The organism is Blautia stercoris (assembly GCF_054657695.1).
The window spans coordinates 543,676-566,907 of sequence record NZ_BAAHYF010000002.1 but is presented as its reverse complement, the minus strand read 5'-3'; the positions used below and the strand labels follow the sequence as shown (position 1 = coordinate 566,907).

Here is a 23,232-nt window from a genome sequence, read left to right as displayed (position 1 = left end):
AGTGATAAATACTCCTATCACTGGGTAAATAACTCCAATAGCCCCAAAACACTTATATGTTTTCGGGCATATAAAATTACATGATAAAAGTATTCTTAAACTGGGTACAAAAAACTAAGCCCCATATTAAAAGTGAAACGGGACTGCTACTTTTTGTTCCCACTATCAAATTGACAGTTTATTTAAGAATACCTTGCCGCATATTTTTTACTCCTTTTCTAGAATGAAGCTATTATATCACATCAGTTTTAGGAAAGCAAGTACTTAAAAGAAATTTTTCTTCCCCTTATATGTAACAATCATACCGGCTTCCTGGTGTTCAGAATGGTTTCTGCTGTCTGCTGTGGTGTTTGATTGGAATTGTCCAGCCAAAAGCCGATCCGTGGTGTTGTCTGCATAAATGTATCGTATATTGATAAAATCAGCATCAGAGAGGAGGAACCATTTTGAACCAGAAACAGACGGATATTACAACAGGAAAGCAAATACGTCATCTGCGAACACAATCGGGAATGACACAGGAAGAACTGGCTGGGGAATTGAATGTTACCCGGCAGGCGCTATCGAATTGGGAGAGAGATGTTAATGAACCCGATTTAAATACGTTGAAAAAAATTTGTTTTCTTTTTGGAGTCCACATGGACGATTTTGCGAAGGAGGTAATAACAAAAATGGAAACATGTGAAAAAAAAGAGAAACGACAATTTAATAAGTATGATATGGCAATTGGACTTTTTTATGGTGTCGGGATATTTCTTGGCATTGGTATTTTCTTTGTTGGCGGTTTTATGACAATGTCGGGTGCAGGGTGGGGAGCATCACTATTTGGCGGTGGCTGTTTTTCTCTTGTATTTGGCTTGATATGCCATGCAGTTATTACATTGAGAAGAAATGACAAATGATGACATATCCTGCTTTCTAGACTTTTCGGTCATATCGCGTAAAAAAGCCGCTGCTTTTGGCTTTCCAATAGCGGCGGCAAAGGGAAATATCCTTTGAATACCTTACAGAAGAAAAGTTTTGCAGCATTATAAAAATAAAAGCCTATACCATTTTGGAAAGAAAAGATACATAATAGTCAAGACGGCAACAATCAGAAGTTATGGAGGGTAACAATGGAATATAGTAAGGAAGATTTAATGGAAGCAAAAAGGCAAATTTTGGGAGTGGGAGAGAACATGGGAACAGAGGAAAGTAAAAAAATCTGGGAGAAAAACGCACAATTTTGGGATAATGCAATGGGTGACAAATCTAATGAATTTCACAGAGAGGTAGTGCGTCCCAAAGTAACGGAACTTCTATCTCCTAATCCTGCGGATTACATTTTGGATATTGCGTGTGGCAATGGAAATTATTCTTCGTATCTTGCACAAAGAGGCGCTTCGATTGTCGCTTTTGATTACAGCAAAAAAATGATAGAATTGGCTAAAAGACGGCAATCACAATATGCAAAACAAATTGAATTTTGTGTAGCGGATGCGACCAATAGAGAAAGTATATTAGAATTAAAAAGAAATCGAGCCTTTACGAAAGCAGTTTCTAATATGGCAATTATGGATATTACGGATATTGAACCACTTCTTATGGCTGTTTATGAACTGTTGGAGGAAAGCGGAATTTTTGTCTTTGCAACGCAACACCCTTGTTTTATCACGTTGACTGAAAAATATATGACACCGCACAGTTACTATGGTATAGCGATTGAAGGGCAACCGGAGGAGCAGATTTATTATCATCGTTCCATACAAGATATTTTTAACCTTTGTTTTAGAGCTGGATTTGTCATTGATGGATTTTATGAAGAATGTTTCAAAAACAACAAAGAAATTCCTATGGTAATGATAGTAAGGCTTAAAAAGGTAAAACGTGATAGCTTAAAATAAATTCAAGTTTGCCGGATAAATAGCAAACCTGGCCGAGCCAGTCAACGGTCAAGATGAACGGGCTTCGCCCGCCGTTGACAGCCCCGCCCGGTTTTGCAGTTAGGCAGTCAAGGAGCGACAGCCTAAAGTGCTGCCGCCCCTTACTATCATAAAAAGCAACTACTAACCAGCCACAGCCCTTTTGGGAGGAAAGGGGGATTTTCCATGACCTGTACAGAAGAATATCGGGAACATATCGAGTACACTTTCCATGCCTTTTGCAAAGTCGTTATCCGAAATGCAACGATCAACGCAGCGAGGACACGGAGCAGGAAGCACAAAAGAGAAATATCCCTTGAATACCTCACAGACGAAAAGCACTACCCTTTAGGCACGACAGATGAATATTTCCAAGCCCCGGAGCCGGACGAGGAATACATACTTACCCTTTGCGGCGATACGGTCATTTTCAGCAGCGGCTTACTTGCGGAAGCCCTGTCACGGCTGGACGAACGGGAGCGGGAAATGATTTACCTGTCCTTTTTCAAGCGTATTCCACAGCACGAAATTGGCAGACAGTACGGGCGCAGCCGCAGCACAGCGGGCTACCATATCCGAAAAGTCCTACGGCAGCTCCAAGCGGAAATGGAGGGAATGGCATATGAGAAATAATAGGCTTCTCCCCTATGAAACAATCGTCCAAGCCACCAGCGGGGAGCCGGAAGCGGTGGGAACTGTATTGCAGTATTACCGCCGCCGCATACAATGTGCCGCCCGTGTGAATGGACGGGTAGACCAAGATACAGAGGACTACATCACCCAGACGCTTCTCACAGCTATTTTCAAGTTCCGCTTTGGGAGATAGCCCTACCGCCTACAACTGAATAACCGCCGCTTCGCCGGCAACCAGAAAGCAGTAAATCTATTCAACAGATTTGCTGCTTTTTTTCGTTCCTGTTTGGCATTTTTGAAAATCCCCAGTATGAAAAAACAAAAGGGAAAATTGCCGCCGCAGTTGGCAAAATCCCTTACTTATCCGTGGAGGGTATCAAAGAAAAAAATACTGCCATTGTCCGCCTTTTTCGGCTTGCGTGGTGTTGTAGGGAATAAGGGGAAATTCTAAAAATCTCCGTCCATTTTGCTTTGCGTGGTGTTGTAGGTAGTGAAAGGAAAATTTTCAAGATATGCCGGAATAGCGGGTAGCAAAGCCCTTTTGAAACGTCTTGTTAGCGGAAAGTACGGAAGCCGGGGAACGCCGGAGTTTTTCAGAGCAAGATTCTACCGCAGTACCAAAATTCGCTTATCGCTCATTTTGCCCCTGCGGGAATCTTGTTGGGGAGTGCCTTCCCCAAACCCTGCTTATGCGGCTTACGCCGCTGGAAAATCCCTCAAAATAATTTTTCGGATTTTTCAAAAACAGTTCCGCTTTACACCCTGTTTTTCTCCTATTAGTGAGAGGACACCACGCACAGCCGAAGGAGGTTTTACCATGCGAAAACGATATAACACGCCGCACCGCAGCCGGGTAGTCAAGACACGCATGACCGAGGAAGAATACGCCGAGTTTGCGGAAAGGCTTTCTGCTTACAACATGAGCCAAGCCGAGTTTATCCGGCAAGCCATAACCGGGGCAGCCATACGCCCCATCATAACCGTTTCCCCCGTCAATGACGAGTTGCTTGCCGCTGTCGGGAAGCTGACCGCCGAATACGGCAGGATCGGCGGCAACTTAAACCAGATAGCCCGGACGCTGAACGAGTGGCACAGCCCCTACCCGCAGCTTGCCGGGGAGGTACGGGCGGCGGTTTCCGACCTTGCTGCCCTAAAGTTTGAAGTCTTGCAGAAAGTGGGTGACGCTGTTGGCAACATTCAAACATATCAGCTCTAAAAATGCGGACTATGGCGCAGCGGAAGCCTATCTCACATTTGAGCATGACGAGTTTACCATGAAGCCCACCCTTGATGAAAACGGGCGGCTGATACCGAGGGAGGATTACCGCATTTCTTCCCTCAACTGTGGGGGCGAGGATTTCGCTGTTGCCTGTATGCGGGCTAATCTCCGCTATGAGAAAAACCAAAAACGGGAAGATGTGAAAAGCCACCACTATATCATCAGCTTTGACCCACGGGACGGGACAGACAACGGCTTGACCGTAGACCGGGCGCAGGAGCTGGGCGAGCAGTTCTGTAAAGAGCATTTCCCCGGACACCAAGCCTTAGTCTGCACCCACCCGGACGGGCATAACCACAGCGGCAATATCCATGTGCATATCGTCATCAACTCCCTGCGGATTTATGAAGTCCCGCTTCTGCCCTACATGGACAGACCAGCCGACACACGGGAGGGCTGCAAGCACCGCTGCACCAACGCCGCTATGGAATATTTCAAGAGTGAAGTCATGGAGATGTGCCACCGGGAGGGGCTTTACCAAATCGACCTCCTAAGCGGCAGCAAGGAACGGATAACCGAACGGGAATACTGGGCGGCAAAGAAAGGACAGCTTGCCCTTGATAAAGAGAACGCTGTCAGAGAAGCCGCAGGACAGCCGACCAAGCCCACCAAGTTTGAAACGGACAAGGCGAAGCTGCGCCGGACGATACGGCAGGCACTTTCCCAAGCTGGCAGCTTTGACGAATTTTCTTCCCTTTTGCTGCGGGAGGGTGTGACCGTCAAGGAGAGCCGGGGGCGGCTTTCCTACCTCACGCCGGACAGGACAAAGCCTATCACAGCCCGGAAGCTGGGGGACGATTTTGACAAGGCTGCTGTCCTTGTCCTGCTTACGCAGAACGCCCACAGAGCCGCCGAACAGAGCAAAGCCATACTCGAATACCCTGCCGCGGTTAAAAAGCTGTCACAAGGGGAAAAAACCACAAAAACCACCCCGGCAGACAACACCTTGCAGCGCATGGTTGACCGGGAAGCCAAGCGAGCCGAGGGCAAGGGCGTGGGCTATGACCGCTGGGCGGCAAAGCACAACCTAAAGCAAATGGCAGCTACCGTTACCGCCTATCAGCAGTACGGCTTTTCTTCCCCGGAGGAACTGGACGAAGCCTGTTCTGCCGCCTATACCGCCATGCGGGAAAGCCTTACAGAGCTGAAGCAGATGGAAAAGACGCTGAACGGGAAAAAGGAGCTGCAACGGCAGGTGCTTGCCTATTCCAAGACCCGCCCTGTCCGGGACGGGCTGAAACAGCAGAAAAACGCCAAAGCAAAAGCAGCCTACCGTCAGAAGTACGAAAGCGACTTTATCATAGCAGACGCAGCCGCCCGCTATTTCAGGGAAAACGGCATTTCCAAGCTGCCGAGCTATAAAGCCCTGCAAGCAGAGATTGAAACCCTTATCCAAGAGAAAAACAGCGGCTACAACGATTACCGGGCAAAACGGGAGGAATACCGCCGCTTACAGACTGTCAAGGGCAATATCGACCAGATTTTACACCGGGAGCGCAAGCCTGTGAAAAGGCAGGAACAGGAACGATAAAAACCGCCCCAAAATGTACCCGAACCTATACAGAACAAGGGGGCTGCCCCGTACCCTATCCGCAAATACCAAAGGATTTTTTAACGGGCTTATAGGGCAGAAAAAACCCGAAAATGATACCGAGATGATACAGAATTACCGCCGATACCGCCACACCAGCGGAAACGGCAGAAAGGAGCGCACCCATGCCAAGAATGAGCAAGAAACGGCGGCTGGAATGGTCTTTTTTCCTGCGGCAAGTGAAAGTCGGGAATTCCACCTGCGATCGTATCACATACAATGACCTCTGCCGGGGCTGTACCCATAGCTGCAAGCAGAGCTTCCGGGCGGTTATCATACTCTGCCCCCACTACTACTCCAAACGCCGGAAAAAGGAGGACAGGGACAATGGCAGATAACCGCAAGTATTACTACCTCAAGCTGAAAGAGAACTTTTTTGACAGCGACTCCATTGTGCTGCTGGAAGATATGAAAGACGGGATTTTATACTCCAATATCCTCTTGAAGCTGTACTTAAAATCGCTGAAAAACGGCGGGAAATTGCAGCTTGACGAGCATATCCCCTACACAGCGCAGATGATAGCGACACTGACCCGCCACCAGATAGGGACGGTTGAGAGGGCTTTAGAGATTTTCCGGCAGTTGGGGCTTGTGGAGCAGCTTGACAGCGGGGCTTTCTATATGACCGACATTGAGCTGATGATAGGACAGTCCTCTACCGAAGCCGAGCGGAAACGGGCTGCAAGACTGGAAAACAAGGCACTTTTACCGCCCCGGACAAAAGGCGGACATTTGTCCGACATTCGTCCACCAGAGATAGAGATAGAGTTAGAGAAAGAGATAGAGATAGAAAAAGAGAGAGAGGGAGAAACGGGACACCCCGCCCCCGCCGCTTATGGCAGATACAACAATGTGATACTGACCGATACAGAGCTTTCCGGGCTAAAAACAGAGTTGCCCGACAAGTGGGAGTATTATATTGACCGGCTTTCCTGCCATATCGCTTCCACCGGGAAACAGTACCACAGCCATGCAGCCACCATTTACAAGTGGGCGCAGGAGGACGCTGCCAAAGGCAAGGCTGCCCCGAAACAGGGCATACCCGATTATTCATGCAAGGAGGGCGAGAGCTTATGAAAAACGGAATTGAAGCTATGATTACGGACATTACAGCCACTACCGCCGAAGCGGAGGACTACACAGGCGAGGACGGGCTTTTATACTGCGGTAAGTGCCATACGCCCAAAGAAGCCTATTTTGCAGAGGGAAAGACTTGTTTCGGGCGTGACCGCCACCCGGCAGAGTGCGACTGCCAGCGGGCAGCCCGTGAAAAGCAGCAAGCCGCCGAAAGCCGACAGAAGCACCTTGAAAAAGTGGAGGACTTGAAACGCCGGGGCTTTACCGACCCTGCTATGCGGAACTGGACATTTGAGCATGACAACGGCAGAAACCCGCAGACCGAAACCGCCCGCTTTTATGTGGAGAGCTGGGAAACCATGCAGGCTGAAAATATCGGCTACCTGTTTTGGGGCGGCGTGGGGACGGGAAAAAGCTACCTTGCCGCCTGTATCGCCAACGCCCTTATGGAAAAAGAGGTTGCCGTCTGCATGACAAACTTTGCAACGATACTGGGTGACCTTGCCGCCAGCTTTGAGGGCAGGAACGAATATATTTCCCGCCTTTGCAGCTACCCTCTGCTGATACTTGATGATTTCGGTATGGAGCGAGGAACAGAATACGGGCTGGAACAGGTTTACAGCGTGATTGACAGCCGTTACCGAAGCGGCAAGCCGCTGATCGCCACGACCAACCTCACGCTGGAGGAATTGCAGCACCCGCAGGACACGCCCCACGCCCGTATCTATGACAGGCTGACTTCCATGTGCGCCCCCGTCCGCTTCACGGGCAGCAACTTCCGAAAGGAAACCGCACAGGAAAAGCTGGAACGCTTAAAGCAACTGATGAAGCAGCGAAAGGAGAGCCTATGACAGAAACGAAACAGACAAGCACCACCAAAACAGACCGCCGCCCGGACTGTGTGACGGAAATCCGCATGGGCAACTCCGTCCTTACCGTTTCCGGCTTCTTCAAGCAGGGCGCAACCGACACCGCAGCCGACAAGATGATGAAAGTGCTGGAAGCGGAAGCTGCTACACAAAAAACGGCGATTTGACCGACCATAAAGAAGCAGATTTGACGCTTTTGCCGCTATACAGACAGCCGCCCCATGTGGTACAATCAAGGTACGGAATAGTGGGGCTGGCTGTCGGAAACGGAGGATTTTATGTTAAGACAGACCAACCAACAACCAATTACCGCCCTTTACCCAAGACTATCCCATGAGGACGAGCTGCAAGGCGAAAGCAATTCCATTTCCAATCAGAAGCGTATCCTTGAAACCTATGCAAAGCAGAACGGCTTTTCCAATCTGCGCTGGTACACGGACGACGGTTATTCTGGTGCGAACTTTCAAAGACCCGGTTTTCAAGCCATGCTTGCGGACATTGAAGCCGGAAAAGTCGGGACAGTTATCGTAAAGGATATGTCGAGGTTAGGGCGAAACTACCTGCAAGTGGGAATGTACACGGAAATGATTTTCCCACAGAAAGGTGTCCGCTTCATCGCTATCAATGACGGAGTGGACAGCGCACAGGGCGACAATGACTTTGCCCCGCTGCGGAATATCTTTAACGAATGGCTGGTGAGAGATACGAGCAAGAAAATCAAAGCAGTAAAACGCTCAAAAGGCATGAATGGCAAGCCCATCACAAGCAAGCCTGTGTATGGCTACCTCATGGACGAGGATGAAAATTTCATTATTGACGAGGAAGCTGCACCCGTAGTCAAGCAGATATACAACCTCTGTCTTGCCGGGAATGGTCCGACCAAGATAGCCCGTATGCTCACAGAGCAGCAAATCCCCACGCCGGGAACGCTTGAATACCGCAGGACGGGCAGCACCCGCCGCTACCACCCCGGCTATGAGTGCAAGTGGGCGACCAATACCGTAGTGCATATCCTTGAAAACCGGGAATACACAGGCTGTCTGGTAAATTTCAAGACAGAAAAACTTTCTTACAAAGTCAAGCACAGTGTAGAAAATCCCCCGGAAAAGCAAGTGATTTTCGAGAACCACCACGAGCCTATCATAGACACCCAAACATGGGAACGGGTGCAGGAGCTTCGCAAACAGCGCAAACGCCCAAACCGCTATGATGAAGTGGGTTTGTTCTCCGGCATACTGTTCTGTGCGGACTGCGGCAGCGTGATGTATCAGCAGCGATACCAGACGGACAAGCGCAAGCAGGACTGTTATATCTGCGGCAACTACAAGAAACGCACCCATGACTGTACGGCGCACTTTATCCGCACCGACCTCTTGACCGCTGGTGTACTCTCCAATCTGCGGAAAGTGACCAGCTATGCGGCAAAGCATGAAGCCCGGTTTATGAAACTCTTGATTGAGCAGAACGAGGACGGGGGCAAACGCAGGAACGCCGCCAAGAAAAAGGAACTGGAAGCCTCCGAGAAACGCATAGCCGAGTTATCCGCTATCTTCAAGCGGCTGTATGAGGACAGCGTGACCGGGCGCATATCAGACGAGCGTTTCACAGAGCTGTCGGCAGACTATGAAGCAGAGCAACGGGAGCTGAAAGAAAGAGCCGCTGCTATTCAAGCGGAGCTTTCCAAAGCACAGGAAGCCACCGTGAACGCAGAAAAGTTTATGAATGTTGTCCGGCGGCATACCAGCTTTGAAGAACTTACCCCTACTCTGCTGCGGGAGTTTGTAGAGAAAATCGTTGTGCATGAGTGCAGCTATGACGAGAACAAGACCCGCAGACAGGACATTGAGATTTATTATTCTTTTGTTGGCAAGGTGGACTTGCCCGAATAACCGCCCGACCTATCCGACACAATGCGCAAGTGCCGGATAGGAACGGCAAAATTTTTTACACTTCTATTACTTCTTTATCGCACATCAGTAAAAAGCCAGGGCATGAAACAGCTCATGGCGGGCGGCGGCGTTGCCCTTATCGGCGGCACCCTCGTACCTCTGCTTGCCGGACTGTTCGGTTAAGCGGCGGGGTTAGCCTATGCAGAGCATACTTGACGCGATTAACGAATGGATAAAGGAAATCCTCATTGGAGCCATTAACGGTAATCTGTCAACTATGTTCGGGGACGTAAACGAAAAAGTCGGAACTATCGCCGCAGAGGTAGGACAAACCCCGCAGGGGTGGAACGCAGGCATATTTTCCATGATACAGAGCTTGTCGGAAAATGTGATTGTACCCATTGCGGGGCTTGTTATTACCTACGTTCTATGCGTGGAGCTTATCAGCATGGTAACGGAAAAGAACAATATGCACGATATTGACACGTTCATGTTCTTTAAGTGGTTTTTCAAGGCGTGGGTAGCGGTGTATCTCGTTACCCACACCTTTACTATCACTATGGCGGTGTTCGATATGGCGCAGCACGTTGTTTCCGGCGCGGCGGGCGTGATCGGCGGCGATACGAATATCGACGTTGACGCCGCCCTCTCGTCCATGCAAGCCGGACTTGACGCTATGGAAATCCCCGAACTGCTTATGCTCGTTATGGAAACAAGCCTTGTGAGCCTTTGCATGAAAATCATGTCGGTGCTTATCACGGTTATCCTGTACGGCAGAATGATAGAAATTTACCTTTACTGTTCGGTATCGCCTATCCCGTTTGCAACTATGACCAACAGAGAGTGGGGGCAGATAGGCAACAACTACTTAAAAGCCCTGTTCGCCCTCGGTTTTCAAGGCTTCCTCATAATGATATGCGTCGGCATTTATGCGGTTTTGGTTGGCAGCATGATTGTAGCGGACAACCTGCACAGCGCGATTTTCTCCCTTGCAGCCTACACCGTGATTTTGTGCTTCTCCCTATTCAAAACAGGCACACTTGCGAAGTCAATCTTTAACGCCCATTAAAGACCGAAAGGAGGTTTTCACTTGGCGTATGTACCCGTACCCAAAGACTTATCAAAAATCAAAACAAAAGTCGCTTTTAATCTGACAAAGCGGCAGATTATATGTTTTGCGGCAGCCCTCGCTATGGGACTACCGCTTTTCTTTTTGCTCAAAGACAGCGCGGGAACAAGCATGGCGGCATTTGCAATGATTGTCGTTATGCTTCCCTGCTTCCTCTTGGCAATGTATGAAAAACACGGGCAGCCCCTTGAAGTCGTGATAAAGAACGTCATTCAGACAAAGTTTATCCGACCAAAGGAACGCCCCTATCAGACGGAAAATTTTTATGCCGTCATAGAAAAACAACGAAAACTGGAAAAGGAGGTATCGGCTATTGTCAATGGCAGAACGAAAAACCATGACCCGCGCGGTAAAAAATCCCGTGAAGCGTAAGCTGACCCGCGCAGAAAAGAAAGAAATCGCCGCCGTGATACAGGCGGCAAAGGGCGACGGGAAGCCCCACACCGCGCAGCAGACCATTCCCTACTTGCAGATGTACCCGGACGGGATTTGCAGGGTAACGGAAAAGAAATACAGTAAAAGCCTTGTCTTTGAAGATATTAACTATCAGCTTGCACAGGCAGATGATAAGACCGCCATTTTTGAAAACTGGTGCGATTTTCTCAACTACTTTGACGCTTCCGTTTCGGTGCAGCTCTCTTTCATCAATCAGGGCGCAAGAAAGGAAAAGGCACAGGCGGCTATCGAAATTCCGGCACAGGACGACGCTTTTAACTCTATCCGCAGGGAGTACGCGGATATGCTGAAAAATCAGCTTGAAAAAGGCAACAACGGACTGGAAAAGTGCAAGTACATTACCTTTTCCATTGAAGCGGACAATCTTGCGGCGGCAAAAGCCCGCCTTTCCCGTATCGAAACCGATGTACTGAATAATTTTAAGGTGCTTGGTGTAACCGCCCGCCCCATGAACGGACAGGAACGCTTGAACGTCCTGCATGGGATTTTCCACCCGGAGGGCGAGCCGTTCCGCTTCTCTTGGGACTGGCTTGTGCCGTCGGGGCTTTCTACAAAGGACTTTATCGCCCCGTCCTCGTTCCGTTTTGGCGACGGGCGCACGTTCCGCATGGGGCGAAAACTTGGTGCGGTATCGTTCCTTGAAATCCTTGCGCCGGAGCTGAATGACCGTATGCTTTCGGACATTCTCGACCTTGAAAACGGGATAATCGTCAATATGCATATCCGCAGTATCGACCAGAGCGAAGCAATCAAGACTATCAAGCGCAAGATAACCGACCTCGACAAGATGAAGATTGAGGAACAGAAAAAAGCGGTACGCAGCGGGTATGACATGGATATAATTCCGTCCGACCTTGCTACTTTCGGCAGCGAAGCAAAAAATCTGTTGCAGGATTTACAGAGCCGCAACGAGCGAATGTTTCTGCTGACGTTCCTTGTGGTAAACATGGCAGACACAAAACGGAAACTAGATAATGACGTATTTGCTACGGCGGGCTTTGCACAGAAAAACAACTGCGCTCTGACCCGCCTTGACTATTTGCAGGAAGCGGGCTTTATGTCCTCTATTCCTCTTGGGGAGAACCTTATCCCCATTCAAAGAGGGCTTACGACCAGTAGCACCGCTATTTTTATCCCGTTCATCACGCAGGAGCTTTTCCAAAGGGGTGCAGCCCTTTACTACGGCTTAAATGCCCTTAGTAACAACATGATACTCTGCGACCGCAAGCAACTGAAAAATCCCAACGGGCTTATTCTTGGAACACCGGGAAGCGGTAAATCCTTTGCGGCAAAACGGGAAATGACAAACGCCTTTCTCATTACCGACGACGATATTATTATCTGCGACCCGGAAGCAGAATATTTTTCCCTTGTGCAGCGTTTGGGCGGGCAAGTGATACGTCTGTCGCCTGCCGGAAAAGGCATGGACGGCAAGCCCCAGTATGTGAACCCTATGGATATTAACCTCAACTACTCCGAGGACGACAACCCGCTTGCCTTGAAATCCGACTTTATCCTTTCCCTCTGCGAGCTTGTTATCGGCGGCAAAGAGGGCTTGCAGCCCGTGGAAAAGACCGTCATTGACCGCGCCGTTAGGAATGTGTACCGACCTTTCCTTGCAGACCCCGACCCGGCAAAAATGCCGATTTTGGGCGACCTCTACAACGAACTGCTGAAACAGCCGGAGCCGGAAGCTGCCCGCATTGCGGCGGCATTGGAGCTTTATGTTTCCGGCTCTCTGAACGTCTTTAACCACCGTACCAACGTGGAGCTTTCAAACCGTCTTGTCTGCTTTGATATTAAGCAGCTTGGAAAGCAGCTCAAAAAATTAGGTATGCTCATTGTGCAAGACCAGGTGTGGAACCGCGTGACCGTCAACCGCGCCGAGAAAAAGGCAACCCGTTACTATATGGACGAATTTCATTTGCTTTTGAAAGAGGAACAGACCGCAGCCTATTCTGTGGAGATTTGGAAGCGTTTTCGTAAATGGGGCGGCATACCGACGGCTATCACACAGAACGTCAAAGTGCGCCCAGATAGGGCGCTGTGCAAAGCAGTTTAAGGTACTGCCGCACACGGCAGTGTGCGAAACAATCTGCCTTACCGACTAAGGAGAAATCCTTTACGGGAACAGCGCATGGCAGAAAAAGGAATAGTCACCAAAGGACTTAGGTGCGACTGTTTCCTAATGTTAAGAAGATATGAGGATAAGATTGGGTTTATCGAATGCAAGGTTCCAGTTCCTGTTTTTTGCAGGTGTGGGAAAAGTCCTGAAACCCATGTCATAACGCTGTCACGTCATCTTTCACGGCGGGACAACTGCCAACACGTTATGAAACAGGCGTGAGAACACGTCACAAAGAACCGAAAGCATATCCGACAATCTTCATTAACCTATGCACAGTGCTAACTGGGGATTGCCTAAGTTCGGCTCATTTGCCGGATATGGTAACGGAGGCTCCATAGTAGTTTGAGAACCCTGAATTGACAGGGAATGCCGTAAATTCGGATGCGGGAAAGCCGCTTACATGGCGAAGGGAGCCAGTTAGTAACATCTAAAATGTAGGAATGAAAGGGAGGAGAAACCTCAATGAAACCAACATCTGAAATTTTAGAGCGTATTGAAAAGTGTTCCAGCGAACACAAAGACGGCGTGTTCACAAGGCTTTACAGATATTTGCTTCGTGAAGATATTTACTACGCCGCCTACCAGAAACTTTATGCAAACAAAGGCGCAACAACACAGGGTATCGACGACGATACCGCAGACGGTTTCAGTGACTTCTATGTAAAAGAGTTAATCCAGTCATTAAAGGATGGAACCTACAAGGCTAATCCTGTAAGGCGTGAGTATATTCCAAAGAAAAATGGAAAACTCCGCCCTCTGGGTATCCCGTCTTTCCGTGACAAACTCCTGCAAGAAGTTGTCAGAATGATTTTGGAAGCTATCTATGAACCTGTCTTTGACAGTCATTCCCACGGTTTCAGACCGGGCAAAAGCTGTCATACCGCACTCCGTCAGATTTCTTCTGACTTCACGGGCGTGGTTTGGTTTATCGAGGGCGATATTCAAGGTTGTTTTGATAACATCAATCACGAAAAACTGATTGAAATTTTGAGCAGGAAAATCAAAGACAGTCGTTTTCTGAACATCATTCGCCAGTTTTTGAAAGCTGGGTATATCGAGAATTGGAAGTACAACGCCACTTACAGCGGTTCTCCGCAGGGTGGTATCTGCTCTCCAATACTTGCAAATATCTATCTGAATGAGCTGGACAAGAAGTTTCGGGAAATCGCAGAACGCTTTGATAAACCGAGGTCTGCATATCAGACACCGGAATATCATGCGGCAAGCAAAGAATTAAAAAGACTGTCCTATTGGATTGACCATACCGCTGATGAAGCGGCAAGACAAGAACTGATTGACCAACATAGGGCGCAGAAGAAAGCTATGAGAAATCTGCCCTGCAAACCTGCCGACAACAAGAAGTTTACTTTTGTCCGTTATGCGGACGATTGGCTGGCAGGCGTGTGCGGCACAAAAACGGAATGTGAGGAATTGAAAGCCGAAATCGCTGAATTTCTAAGCACAGAGCTGAAATTAACTCTAAGCGAGGAAAAGACGCTGATAACGCACAGCTCCGAAAAAGTCCGCTTCATTGGCTATGATATTTGTGTCCGCAGAAATCAGGAAGTCAAAGGTCACAGAATGAAAAACGGAACGTGGAGAAAATCCCGTACCCTGCACATGAAAGTCGCCTTGTCTATTCCCCATACGGAAAAGATTGAAAAATTCATGTTTGCAAAGAAAGTCATTCGCCAGCAGGAAAACGGGGAGTTTCAGCCGATACACAGAGCCGGACTTCTCAACCTTGCGGATTACGAGATTGTGGAACAGTACAATGCCGAAGCAAAAGGATTATGCAACTATTACAATCTGGCTTGTGATTATCACACGCTGGACTACTTCTGCTATCTCATGGAGTACAGTTGCTTAAAGACGATTGCCAATAAGCATAAAACCAGTATCCGCAAAATCATTCGCCAGTATAAAGACGGGAAAACATGGTCTGTCCCTTATGAAACTAAAGCAGGGACTAAACGTGTTCGCCCTGTTAAAATCGCAGACTGCAAGCGTGGCGAAGCGAGTGACATTATTTATCAGAGAAAGAAATTTAGCTGGAAAACCACTATCAGACAACGGCTCAATGCCAGAGTTTGTGAATTATGTGGGTGTAAAGAAGCCGATTTGTATGAAGTTCACGTCATACGGAACTTAAACGAGTTGGGTAATTCTGATTGGGAAACCGTGATGAAAAAGAAGCGGAGAAAAACGCTTGTTGTTTGCAGCAAGTGCCATGAAAGAATACACAGACACTAATCAATACGTCAATTACTAATGGGGAGCCGGATACTTCGAGAGGAGTAAGTCCGGTTCCGAGGGAGGGTGTAGGAAACCTGCCGCCAGCGGCGGCAAGGCGCCTTTACCCTACCCTACGACCTTTTAAGCAGCCGCGAAGTCGAGAATATCTTTGAAAACTCCGATTTTGTCCTCATGCTCAATCAGGCACAGGGCGACCGGGCTATCCTTGCAAAGCAGCTTAACATCTCCCCGCAGCAGATGAAGTATGTAACCCACACCGAAGCGGGCGAGGGGCTTATCTTTTACGGGAATGTGGTGCTGCCGTTCATTGACCGCTTCCCGACGGACACCGAGCTTTACTGTCTGCTTACGACAAAGCCGGAGGAAGTGAGCAAGCCATGAAAACAGACGTAATCATCAACCGCGACGCCCTCTATGCCCTGCGGGAGCTTCCGAGCGAAAGCGTGAACTGCTGCGTCACAAGCCCGCCTTACTATGGACTAAGGGACTACGGGCTTGACGCGCAGATTGGACGTGAGGACACGCCGGAGCAGTATATCGGGCGGCTTGTGGAAGTGTTCCGGGAGCTGCGCCGGGTACTCAAAGACGACGGGACATTTTGGCTGAATATCGCAGACACATACTGCGGCAGCGGCATGAAAGCGGGCTGCAAGCAAAAGGATTTAATCGGTATTCCGTGGCTTCTTGCCTTTGCCCTGCGCTCTGACGGGTGGTATTTAGGTAGTGTAAATTATTTTGTGTAAACCTCTTGAATTGATGAAAAAATCATTGATTTAAGATATTAAATTTATTATGTGACTGGGCTGAATGGCAGCATTTGCTATTCAGCTCTTGTCTATTTATTAGCATGAATACAGAGACATGTCAAGGGCACCCAATAAAATTGGGTGTATTTTTCCCTTTACAGGTTTCTGTATTTGTGCTTATTCAATGTCTATCGGCTGGATTCTATCTCCAAAATAGATACATAACTGATCAAGGGTAAGGCCCCAATCGCATGATTTTCCAGTCCATTTTTTAGTCGCATCTGTCATAGCAAGATACAGCATCTTAAACAGTGCATCATCTGTCGGAAAAATGGTTTTTGATTTTGTCACCTTTCGTAACTGTCGATTGAAATTTTCAATCGAATTTGTAGTATAAATCAACTTTCTGATTTCACAAGGATATTTGAAATAGGTTGACAACTGAGGCCAGTTATTTCTCCAGGATGCTATGGATGCCGGATATTTCTTTCCCCATTTTTCTTCTAAATCGTCTAGTGCTACAAGCGCTAAATCTTCCGTATCTGCTTTATACACCAGTTTTAAGTCGGTCATAAAAGGTCTTACATCTTTATAAGAGATAAATTTTGTAGAGTATCGGATTTGATGGACTATGCATCTTTGAATTTCTGCCTGCGGAAAAACAGCTTGAATTGCATCTCCAAAACCGGTCAAACCATCAACCGATACAATCATAATGTCTTCTACTCCTCTATTCTTAATCTCGTTAAGTACAGAAAGCCAGTACTTTGCACTTTCATTTCCACCAATCCACATACCAAGAACTTCTCGTTTTCCGTTTAATTTTACACCAATCGCAACATATACGGCTTTTTTTACCGTACGATTGTCTTCTCGAACATGAAAATGAACGGCATCCATAAATACAATCGCATACTTCCGTTCTAATGGACGGTTTTGCCATTCTTTTGCAATCGGCAGAATTCTGTCTGTCATGTGTGAAATCATTTCTGCGGATGCTTCTACACCGTAAACATCTCTCAAATGGGAAGAAATATCCCTCGTTGTCATTCCTTTTGCATACATAGACAAAACTTGGTCTTCGATATTTGAGATATCGGTCTGGTTCTTTTTTACAATCTCTGGCTGAAACGTACTTTGACGATCTCTGGGAATCTCTAAATTTATTGTTCCCATAGTTGATGTTACTGTTTTGGGACTATATCCATTTCTGCTGTCATCTGTTTCTTTGTTTTGGTAGTCATACTTAGAGTAACCAAGATGCTCATCCATTTCCGCTTCCAACATACTTTGTAAAGTGTCTCCCAATAAATCTTTCAACATTTCCTGAATATCTTGAGCATCTTTCGGCTGATAGTGCTCCAATAAACTACTGATAAATGCTTTACGTTCTGGGTCCATTTTTCTTCTTCGTGCCATAAAAAAATCCTCCTGAATTGATATTTATTTTAACATCAATCCAAGAGGATATAGAACTCTTTTTTGGAGTTTACACAGAATTATTTACAGTCTCGGTATTTACGCAGCGATATTATCTGGCTGAAAGAAAACCCTATGCCGGAAAGCTGCCGCGACCGACCGAGCCGCTGCTATGAGCATATCTTTTTACTGACGAAATCAAAGAAATATTACTATGACGCTGCCGCCATTGCAGAGCCGATCGCGCCGGGAACGGCTGCGCGCTACAGGCAAGGGCGCAGCGCAGGACACAAATACGCCGAGGAAGTACCAGGACAGGGCAAGGTACAGGGTATCAATCAGCCCCGCAGCGGCAGCTATTATGACGACGCCCTTATGCCGACCACAAGAAACAAGCGGGACGTTTGGCTTATCAATACCGTACCGTACAAGGGCGGGCATTTTGCCGCCTATCCCCCGAAGCTCGCGGAAACGTGCATACTTGCGGGCTGTCCGAAAGGCGGCGTTGTGATAGACCCGTTCTTTGGAAGCGGCACCACCGGGCTTGCAGCGCAAAGCCTTGACCGCCGCTATATCGGCATTGAACTGAACGCCGAGTATTGCGCCCTTGCAGGGGCGCGGATTGGAGGTGGTAACACTTGAAAGACCCATTAAAGCCCCGCGATAAAATCACGCAGAAAATGACCCGCGACGGGGCTATCGCAGAAAATCAGACCACGGGAGACACGGAACGTATCAGCAACCGCATACGGGACGCGGATTTACAAAAGACCCCGGAACAACAGGCGGCACAGGACGCTATGCAGCTTCCCCCGGTATCTGATACAAGCCCGCTTCCCCATGTGCCGGGAGCTGCCCCCAAAGCGGACACAGGCAAAACGGAGCGCGTCATGAAGCATATCGACGACGCCCATACACGAAAAGCCAGTAAAAAGGCAGTACGAAAAGCACAGGCAGAAGCTACCGCCGGGACGAAATCTTCCCGGCTGCAATTTACCGACGAGGAACGCGCTGCCCCGGAGCTTGAAAAGTATATCAAGAAATCCGATAAAGCCGCCGACCGCTTGGATAAGGCAAAGGCAGCTATCCCCAAAGAAAAGAAACTGGTAAAAGAGCGCACCTTTGACGAAACCACCGGGAAAGGCAAGACCCGCCTGCACTTTGAGGAAAAGGACAAGCCGCCCGGATTTAAGGAGAAGCACAACCCGCTATCCCGCCCCACACAGGAAGCCGGGATTTTGGTACATAACAAAATCCATTCTGTCGAAAAGGATAATTCCGGCGTGGAGGGCGCACACAAGAGCGAGGAAGCCGCAGAACGGGGATTGAAGTACGGGGCGCGGAAAATCAAGCAGGGCTACCGCAACCATAAGCTGAAACCCTACCGGGAAGCGGCAAAGGCAGAAAAAGCGGCTTTTCGGGCAAATATGGACTTTCAGTATCACAAGACCCTGCATGAGAACCCGCAGCTAACCAGTAACCCCATTTCCCGGTTTTGGCAGAAGCAGAAAATCAAGCGGCAGTATGCAAAGGAAGCCCGCAATACCGCAAAGGGTATCAAGGGCGCGGCAGAACGCACCCGCAAGGCGGCAGCCAAAGCCGCCGAGAAAACGAAGCAGACCGCAGCATTTGTGGCAAGGCACCCGGCGGGTGTGGCAATCGCTGTCGGGGTGCTACTGCTCTTTATCATGGTTATGTCCGGGCTGTCCTCTTGTGGGGCAATGTTTTCCGGCACGTTAAACGGCGTGCTTGGAACGTCCTATACGTCCGAGGACAGCGACCTTGTGGAAGTGGAAAACAGCTACGCAGGATTGGAAAACGAGCTGCAAAGCAGGATTGACAATATCGAGCGCGACAATCCGGGCTATGACGAGTACCGCTATGACCTTGCAAATATCGGACACAATCCCCATGAATTAGCGTCTTATCTGACCGCAAAATACCAAAGCTACACCTGCGCCGAGGTACAGAGCGAATTACAGCGGATTTTCAATCAACAATACAAGCTGACGCTGACCGAGGAAGTGGAAATACGCTACCGGGAGGAAGAACGCACCGACACATGGACAGATGAGGACGGCAACGAGCATACGGACACCTACACGGTACAAGTGCCTTATGAGTATTACATCTTGAACGTCAAGCTGACGAATACCCCACTATCCACCATTGCGGAAAACAATCTGACCCCGGAACAACTGGAAATGTACCGGGTGTACTTACAGACAAGCGGGAACAAGCCCCTTATCTTTGGCGGCGGCTCTCCCGACACTTCCGCGTCGGAAGATTTAAGCGGCGTGGACTTTGTAAACGGAACGCGCCCCGGCAATACCGCTATCGTTGACCTTGCAAAACGGCAAGTCGGAAATGTGGGCGGCTATCCGTATTGGAGCTGGTACGGCTTTAATTCCCGCGTGGAATGGTGCGCCTGTTTCGTGTCCTGGTGCTACGGGCAAATGGGACTTTCCGAGCCGCGCTTTGCCGCCTGCCAGTCGCAGGGTATTCCGTGGTTTACTTCTCACGGACAATGGGGAGCGCGGGGCTATGAAAACATTGCCCCCGGCGACGCTATCTTTTTTGACTGGGATTTAGACGGCAGCGCAGACCATGTAGGACTTGTTATCGGCAGGGACGAAAGCCGCGTCTATACCGTGGAGGGCAATTCCGGCGACGCCTGCAAGATTAAGAGCTATCCCCTTGACTATGCCTGTATCAAAGGGTACGGGCTGATGAACTGGAACTGACACATTTTTTGAAAATCGAAAGGAGAAAAATTTTATGGCAATGAGTAAAATCGAAAGAATTGACAAGGAAATCCAAAAGACCCGTGAGAAAATCACGGAGTATCAGAACAGGCTGCGCGGACTGGAAGCACAGAAAACCGAAGCGGAAAATCTGCAAATCGTTCAGCTTGTGCGCTCTATGCGCCTTACCCCGCAGGAGCTTACCGCTATGCTTGCGGGCGGAGGTATTCCGGGCATTGCCCCTATGCCCGCAGACTATGAGGAACAGGAGGACAATGCAGATGAAGAATAAAATTCTTAGAAGCCTTACCGCACTTTGCGCCGCCCTTATGCTCATGGGCGGCTTTTCTGTTACCGCCTTTGCACAGACACCTACGACGGAAGAAACCGACGACAGCGGCGTGATCGTGGAAACCGAACCGCAGCCCCTTACCCCGGAGGGCAACATGACCCTTGTGGACGACATCGACGGGGACGCTGCCGAGGATAAACAGTTTATCGTCGTGAAAAGCAAAGGCGGCAACTATTTTTACATTATCGTTGACCGGGCAGCCGAGGGGGAAAATTCCGTCCACTTCCTAAATCAAGTAGACGAAAGCGACCTTATGGCGATTATCGGGGAGGAACAGACCGAACAGCCCCCGGCTGTCTGCAACTGTACCGAGAAATGCAAGGCGGGCGAAGTCAACACCGCCTGTCCTGTCTGCTCTGTAACTATCAATAACTGCACAGGCAAGGACACCGAGCCGGAAGCTCCCGCAGAGCCGGAGAAACCCAAAAACAGCATGGGCGGGCTTCTCATCTTCCTTGTTGTGGGACTTCTTGGCGGCGGCGCAGCCCTCTACTACGTTAAGTTTATGAAACCGAAGCAGAACGTAAAAGGCAGCACCGACCTTGACGAGTTCGATTTTGACGAATACGACGAGGACGAGCCGGAGGAAGAAACTGACATCGCAGACACCGAACAGGAGGACGAGGAAGAATGAAACTTGTGATTTGTGAGAAACCCAGCGTCGGGGCGGCGGTTGCCGCCGCCCTTGGCGTTACGGGTAAGAAAGACGGATATATCGAAAATGACAAGTACATCATTTCTTGGTGTATCGGGCATTTGGTACAGCTTTCCGAAGCTGCCGCCTATGGGGAGCAGTACAGAAAATGGAGCTATGACAGCTTACCCATTCTGCCGCAGGAATGGCAGTACACCGTAGCCGCCGACAAGGGAAAACAATTCAAAATCTTGAAAGACCTCATGCACCGCGCCGACGTTTCGGAAGTCGTGAACGCCTGCGACGCGGGGCGCGAGGGAGAATTGATTTTCCGATTTGTCTATGAAATGGCGGGCTGCAAGAAACCCTTTACCCGTCTTTGGATTTCCTCTATGGAAACGGACGCAATTCGAAGCGGCTTTGAACATCTGAAGGACGGGCGCGGGTATGACACCCTCTATCATTCCGCACTATGCAGGGCAAAGGCTGACTGGCTTATCGGTATCAATGCGACCCGCCTTTTCTCCTGCCTGTATGGAAAGACCTTGAACGTGGGACGTGTGCAGACCCCGACCTTAAAAATGCTTGTAGACCGGGACGCTGCCATTACAAACTTCAAGAAAGAAACCTACTATCATGTGCGCCTTATGCTCCCCGGCGCAGAAGCGGCAAGCGCGAAGATCTGCGCCGCTGATGAAGCGGGCAAACTGAAAGCAGCCTGCGAAGCGTCGGCGGCTGTCTGTACTTCCCTTGTGAAAGAAAAGAAAACCATTGCCCCGCCGAAGCTCTTTGACCTTACCAGTTTACAGCGGGAAACAAACCGTATTTACGGGTACACGGCAAAGCAGACCCTTGACCTTGCACAGACCCTCTATGAAAAGAAGCTCTTGACCTATCCGAGAACGGACAGCGCATTTCTGACCGATGACATGGGAGAAACAGCGACGGGCATTATCGCGCTGCTATGCGGGAAGCTGCCCTTTATGGCGGGCATTTCCTTTACGCCGGAAGTTTCCCGCGTTCTGAACAGCAAAAAGGTATCAGACCACCACGCAATCATTCCCACTATGGAGCTTGCAAAGGCTGACCTTACCGCGCTGCCGGAAAGCGAGCGCAATATCCTTACCCTTGCCGGGGCGCGTCTGCTTATGGCGACCGCCGAGCCGTACAGTTTTGAAGCGGTAACGGCGGTTTTCTCCTGCGCCGACCATGAATTTACGGCAAAGGGAAAGGCGGTAATCGCTGCCGGGTGGAAAGACATGGAACGGCTTTACCGGGTGACCCTCAAAAAGAAGCCGGACAGCGACGACGAAAACGAACTTGTTTTAGATGTGCCGGACTTTACCGAGGGACAGACCTTTGAAAACCCTGCTGCAAAGGTTACGGAGCATGAAACGACGCCGCCGAAGCCCCACAATGAAGCGTCCTTACTTTCTGCTATGGAACGCGCTGGGAATGAGGACACCGACCCGGACGCAGAACGCCGGGGGCTTGGGACGCCCGCTACCCGCGCCGCTGTCATTGAAAAGTTAGTAAAAGGCGGCTTTATCGAGCGCAAGGGCAAGCAGCTACTTCCTACCAAAGACGGCACAAACCTTGTGTGCGTCCTGCCGGACAGCTTAACTTCTCCGCAGCTTACGGCTGCATGGGAAAACAATCTGACGCAGATTGCAAAGGGTAACGCTGACCCTGCCGCTTTCATGCAGGGTATCGAAGCAATGACGCAGGAGCTTGTAAAAACCTATGCTTCCGTGTTGGGTGAGAAACAAGAGCTTTTCAAGACAGAAAAAACAGAGCTTGGGAAGTGTCCCCGCTGCAAGTCCCTGGTCTATGAGGGAAAGAAAAACTACTACTGTTCCAACAAAGAGTGCGGCTTTACCATGTGGAAAAATGACCGCTTCTTTGAGGAACGAAAAACCGCCTTTACCCCGAAGATTGCCGCAGCACTTCTTAAATCCGGCAAGGCAACAGTTAAAAAACTGTACTCTCCGAAAACGGGCAAAACCTACGACGGAACGGTACTTTTAGCCGACACGGGCGGTAAATATGTGAATTACAAAGTAACCATTTCAAAGAACAAAGAACTTGAATAGCAAGCATAGGAAGCGGGTACCCACTTCCGTAAATCC

General features: G+C 49.2%; 20 protein-coding genes and 4 pseudogenes. 23 read left to right on the top strand and 1 reads right to left on the bottom strand.

Features of this window, described 5'->3' with window-relative positions; genetic code table 11:
• The first annotated feature begins 446 nt into the window (after nt 1-446).
• The 18 genes and pseudogenes from ACYQ2D_RS12440 to ACYQ2D_RS12355 form a co-directional block, all read left to right on the top strand.
• A complete protein-coding gene (locus ACYQ2D_RS12440) occupies nt 447-902 on the top strand; it encodes an XRE family transcriptional regulator (RefSeq protein ID WP_003505401.1) in 456 nt (151 codons plus the stop codon).
• Between the two features lie 213 nt (nt 903-1,115).
• Complete coding sequence (locus ACYQ2D_RS12435) at nt 1,116-1,883, top strand: class I SAM-dependent methyltransferase (RefSeq protein WP_003505400.1); 768 nt, start codon at nt 1,116-1,118, stop codon at nt 1,881-1,883.
• Nucleotides 1,884-2,087: 204 nt separating this feature from the next.
• Nucleotides 2,088-2,534 carry an RNA polymerase sigma factor gene (locus ACYQ2D_RS12430; RefSeq protein WP_003505338.1) on the top strand — a complete coding sequence of 149 codons (447 nt, stop codon included), beginning with the start codon at nt 2,088-2,090 and terminating at the stop codon, nt 2,532-2,534.
• Nucleotides 2,524-2,727 (top strand): helix-turn-helix domain-containing protein, encoded by a 204-nt coding sequence (locus ACYQ2D_RS12425; protein ID WP_003505336.1) that lies wholly within the window; start codon nt 2,524-2,526, stop codon nt 2,725-2,727. Before ACYQ2D_RS12430 ends, ACYQ2D_RS12425 begins: the two co-directional genes overlap by 11 nt.
• Nucleotides 2,728-3,351: 624 nt before the next feature.
• Nucleotides 3,352-3,750: a plasmid mobilization protein gene (locus tag ACYQ2D_RS12420; protein ID WP_002569238.1), complete on the top strand. Its 399-nt coding sequence runs from the start codon at nt 3,352-3,354 to the stop codon at nt 3,748-3,750.
• Nucleotides 3,722-5,344 carry a relaxase/mobilization nuclease domain-containing protein gene (locus tag ACYQ2D_RS12415; protein WP_002569237.1) on the top strand — a complete coding sequence of 541 codons (1,623 nt, stop codon included), beginning with the start codon at nt 3,722-3,724 and terminating at the stop codon, nt 5,342-5,344. Before ACYQ2D_RS12420 ends, ACYQ2D_RS12415 begins: the two co-directional genes overlap by 29 nt.
• 185 nt (nt 5,345-5,529) lie before the next feature.
• A complete protein-coding gene (locus ACYQ2D_RS12410) occupies nt 5,530-5,742 on the top strand; it encodes a hypothetical protein (RefSeq protein ID WP_002569236.1) in 213 nt (70 codons plus the stop codon).
• Nucleotides 5,732-6,481: a phage replisome organizer N-terminal domain-containing protein gene (locus tag ACYQ2D_RS12405; RefSeq protein WP_002569235.1), complete on the top strand. Its 750-nt coding sequence runs from the start codon at nt 5,732-5,734 to the stop codon at nt 6,479-6,481. The genes ACYQ2D_RS12410 and ACYQ2D_RS12405 overlap by 11 nt, the downstream gene beginning before the upstream one ends.
• Entirely contained in the window at nt 6,478-7,332 is an 855-nt protein-coding gene (locus ACYQ2D_RS12400; protein WP_002569234.1) for an ATP-binding protein, read from the top strand. The genes ACYQ2D_RS12405 and ACYQ2D_RS12400 overlap by 4 nt, the downstream gene beginning before the upstream one ends.
• On the top strand, nt 7,329-7,517 hold the full coding sequence (locus ACYQ2D_RS12395) for a transposon-encoded TnpW family protein (protein WP_002569233.1): 189 nt from the start codon (nt 7,329-7,331) through the stop codon (nt 7,515-7,517). Before ACYQ2D_RS12400 ends, ACYQ2D_RS12395 begins: the two co-directional genes overlap by 4 nt.
• A gap of 111 nt (nt 7,518-7,628) precedes the next feature.
• Entirely contained in the window at nt 7,629-9,239 is a 1,611-nt protein-coding gene (locus ACYQ2D_RS12390; protein ID WP_002569232.1) for a recombinase family protein, read from the top strand.
• A gap of 21 nt (nt 9,240-9,260) precedes the next feature.
• Nucleotides 9,261-9,422 (top strand): Maff2 family mobile element protein, encoded by a 162-nt coding sequence (locus ACYQ2D_RS12385; protein WP_004604820.1) that lies wholly within the window; start codon nt 9,261-9,263, stop codon nt 9,420-9,422.
• 16 nt (nt 9,423-9,438) lie between these two features.
• On the top strand, nt 9,439-10,308 hold the full coding sequence (locus ACYQ2D_RS12380) for a VirB6/TrbL-like conjugal transfer protein, CD1112 family (protein WP_117524147.1): 870 nt from the start codon (nt 9,439-9,441) through the stop codon (nt 10,306-10,308).
• 21 nt (nt 10,309-10,329) lie between these two features.
• Nucleotides 10,330-10,740, top strand: coding sequence for a PrgI family protein (locus tag ACYQ2D_RS12375; RefSeq protein ID WP_035290041.1), 411 nt, complete (start codon nt 10,330-10,332; stop codon nt 10,738-10,740).
• A pseudogene (locus ACYQ2D_RS12370) lies at nt 10,688-12,850 on the top strand (VirB4-like conjugal transfer ATPase, CD1110 family); the annotation flags it as partial. The gene ACYQ2D_RS12375 and the pseudogene ACYQ2D_RS12370, both read left to right, overlap by 53 nt.
• A gap of 564 nt (nt 12,851-13,414) precedes the next feature.
• A complete protein-coding gene (locus ACYQ2D_RS12365) occupies nt 13,415-15,205 on the top strand; it encodes a reverse transcriptase domain-containing protein (RefSeq protein ID WP_009296951.1) in 1,791 nt (596 codons plus the stop codon).
• A 117-nt stretch (nt 15,206-15,322) separates the two neighbouring features.
• Nucleotides 15,323-15,589, top strand: a pseudogene (locus ACYQ2D_RS12360) (VirB4-like conjugal transfer ATPase, CD1110 family); the annotation flags it as partial.
• A pseudogene (locus tag ACYQ2D_RS12355) lies at nt 15,586-15,933 on the top strand (DNA methyltransferase); the annotation flags it as partial. The pseudogenes ACYQ2D_RS12360 and ACYQ2D_RS12355, both read left to right, overlap by 4 nt.
• A 198-nt stretch (nt 15,934-16,131) precedes the next feature.
• On the opposite strand, the gene ACYQ2D_RS12350 reads toward ACYQ2D_RS12355, so the two are convergent.
• Nucleotides 16,132-17,355 (bottom strand): IS256 family transposase, encoded by a 1,224-nt coding sequence (locus ACYQ2D_RS12350; RefSeq protein ID WP_459785290.1) that lies wholly within the window; start codon nt 17,353-17,355, stop codon nt 16,132-16,134.
• Nucleotides 17,356-17,469: 114 nt separating this feature from the next.
• Here ACYQ2D_RS12350 and ACYQ2D_RS12345 point away from each other — a divergent pair.
• The 5 genes and pseudogenes from ACYQ2D_RS12345 to ACYQ2D_RS12325 all read left to right on the top strand — a co-directional run.
• A pseudogene (locus tag ACYQ2D_RS12345) lies at nt 17,470-18,015 on the top strand (DNA-methyltransferase); the annotation flags it as partial.
• Between the two features lie 38 nt (nt 18,016-18,053).
• Nucleotides 18,054-20,117: a C40 family peptidase gene (locus ACYQ2D_RS12340; RefSeq protein ID WP_118601758.1), complete on the top strand. Its 2,064-nt coding sequence runs from the start codon at nt 18,054-18,056 to the stop codon at nt 20,115-20,117.
• Between the two features lie 34 nt (nt 20,118-20,151).
• On the top strand, nt 20,152-20,409 hold the full coding sequence (locus tag ACYQ2D_RS12335; RefSeq protein ID WP_005928569.1) for a DUF4315 family protein: 258 nt from the start codon (nt 20,152-20,154) through the stop codon (nt 20,407-20,409).
• Nucleotides 20,399-21,103, top strand: coding sequence for a DUF4366 domain-containing protein (locus ACYQ2D_RS12330; RefSeq protein ID WP_117524145.1), 705 nt, complete (start codon nt 20,399-20,401; stop codon nt 21,101-21,103). The genes ACYQ2D_RS12335 and ACYQ2D_RS12330 overlap by 11 nt, the downstream gene beginning before the upstream one ends.
• Nucleotides 21,100-23,196, top strand: coding sequence for a DNA topoisomerase 3 (locus tag ACYQ2D_RS12325; protein WP_117524143.1), 2,097 nt, complete (start codon nt 21,100-21,102; stop codon nt 23,194-23,196). The genes ACYQ2D_RS12330 and ACYQ2D_RS12325 overlap by 4 nt, the downstream gene beginning before the upstream one ends.
• Nucleotides 23,197-23,232 lie beyond the last annotated feature (36 nt).

Excerpts from the sequence above, each read along its gene's own strand:
- ACYQ2D_RS12350 (WP_459785290.1), bottom strand. The coding sequence starts at position 17,355 with ATGGACCCAGAACGTAAAGCATTTATCAGTAGTTTATTGGAGCACTAT.
- ACYQ2D_RS12340 (WP_118601758.1), top strand. The coding sequence starts at position 18,054 with ATGACCCGCGACGGGGCTATCGCAGAAAATCAGACCACGGGAGACACG.
- ACYQ2D_RS12425 (WP_003505336.1), top strand. The coding sequence starts at position 2,524 with ATGAGAAATAATAGGCTTCTCCCCTATGAAACAATCGTCCAAGCCACC.
- ACYQ2D_RS12410 (WP_002569236.1), top strand. The coding sequence starts at position 5,530 with ATGCCAAGAATGAGCAAGAAACGGCGGCTGGAATGGTCTTTTTTCCTG.
- ACYQ2D_RS12325 (WP_117524143.1), top strand. The coding sequence starts at position 21,100 with ATGAAACTTGTGATTTGTGAGAAACCCAGCGTCGGGGCGGCGGTTGCC.
- ACYQ2D_RS12400 (WP_002569234.1), top strand. The coding sequence starts at position 6,478 with ATGAAAAACGGAATTGAAGCTATGATTACGGACATTACAGCCACTACC.
- ACYQ2D_RS12420 (WP_002569238.1), top strand. The coding sequence starts at position 3,352 with ATGCGAAAACGATATAACACGCCGCACCGCAGCCGGGTAGTCAAGACA.
- ACYQ2D_RS12330 (WP_117524145.1), top strand. The coding sequence starts at position 20,399 with ATGAAGAATAAAATTCTTAGAAGCCTTACCGCACTTTGCGCCGCCCTT.
- ACYQ2D_RS12405 (WP_002569235.1), top strand. The coding sequence starts at position 5,732 with ATGGCAGATAACCGCAAGTATTACTACCTCAAGCTGAAAGAGAACTTT.
- ACYQ2D_RS12395 (WP_002569233.1), top strand. The coding sequence starts at position 7,329 with ATGACAGAAACGAAACAGACAAGCACCACCAAAACAGACCGCCGCCCG.
- ACYQ2D_RS12430 (WP_003505338.1), top strand. The coding sequence starts at position 2,088 with ATGACCTGTACAGAAGAATATCGGGAACATATCGAGTACACTTTCCAT.
- ACYQ2D_RS12365 (WP_009296951.1), top strand. The coding sequence starts at position 13,415 with ATGAAACCAACATCTGAAATTTTAGAGCGTATTGAAAAGTGTTCCAGC.
- ACYQ2D_RS12435 (WP_003505400.1), top strand. The coding sequence starts at position 1,116 with ATGGAATATAGTAAGGAAGATTTAATGGAAGCAAAAAGGCAAATTTTG.
- ACYQ2D_RS12335 (WP_005928569.1), top strand. The coding sequence starts at position 20,152 with ATGGCAATGAGTAAAATCGAAAGAATTGACAAGGAAATCCAAAAGACC.
- ACYQ2D_RS12385 (WP_004604820.1), top strand. The coding sequence starts at position 9,261 with ATGCGCAAGTGCCGGATAGGAACGGCAAAATTTTTTACACTTCTATTA.
- ACYQ2D_RS12390 (WP_002569232.1), top strand. The coding sequence starts at position 7,629 with ATGTTAAGACAGACCAACCAACAACCAATTACCGCCCTTTACCCAAGA.
- ACYQ2D_RS12380 (WP_117524147.1), top strand. The coding sequence starts at position 9,439 with ATGCAGAGCATACTTGACGCGATTAACGAATGGATAAAGGAAATCCTC.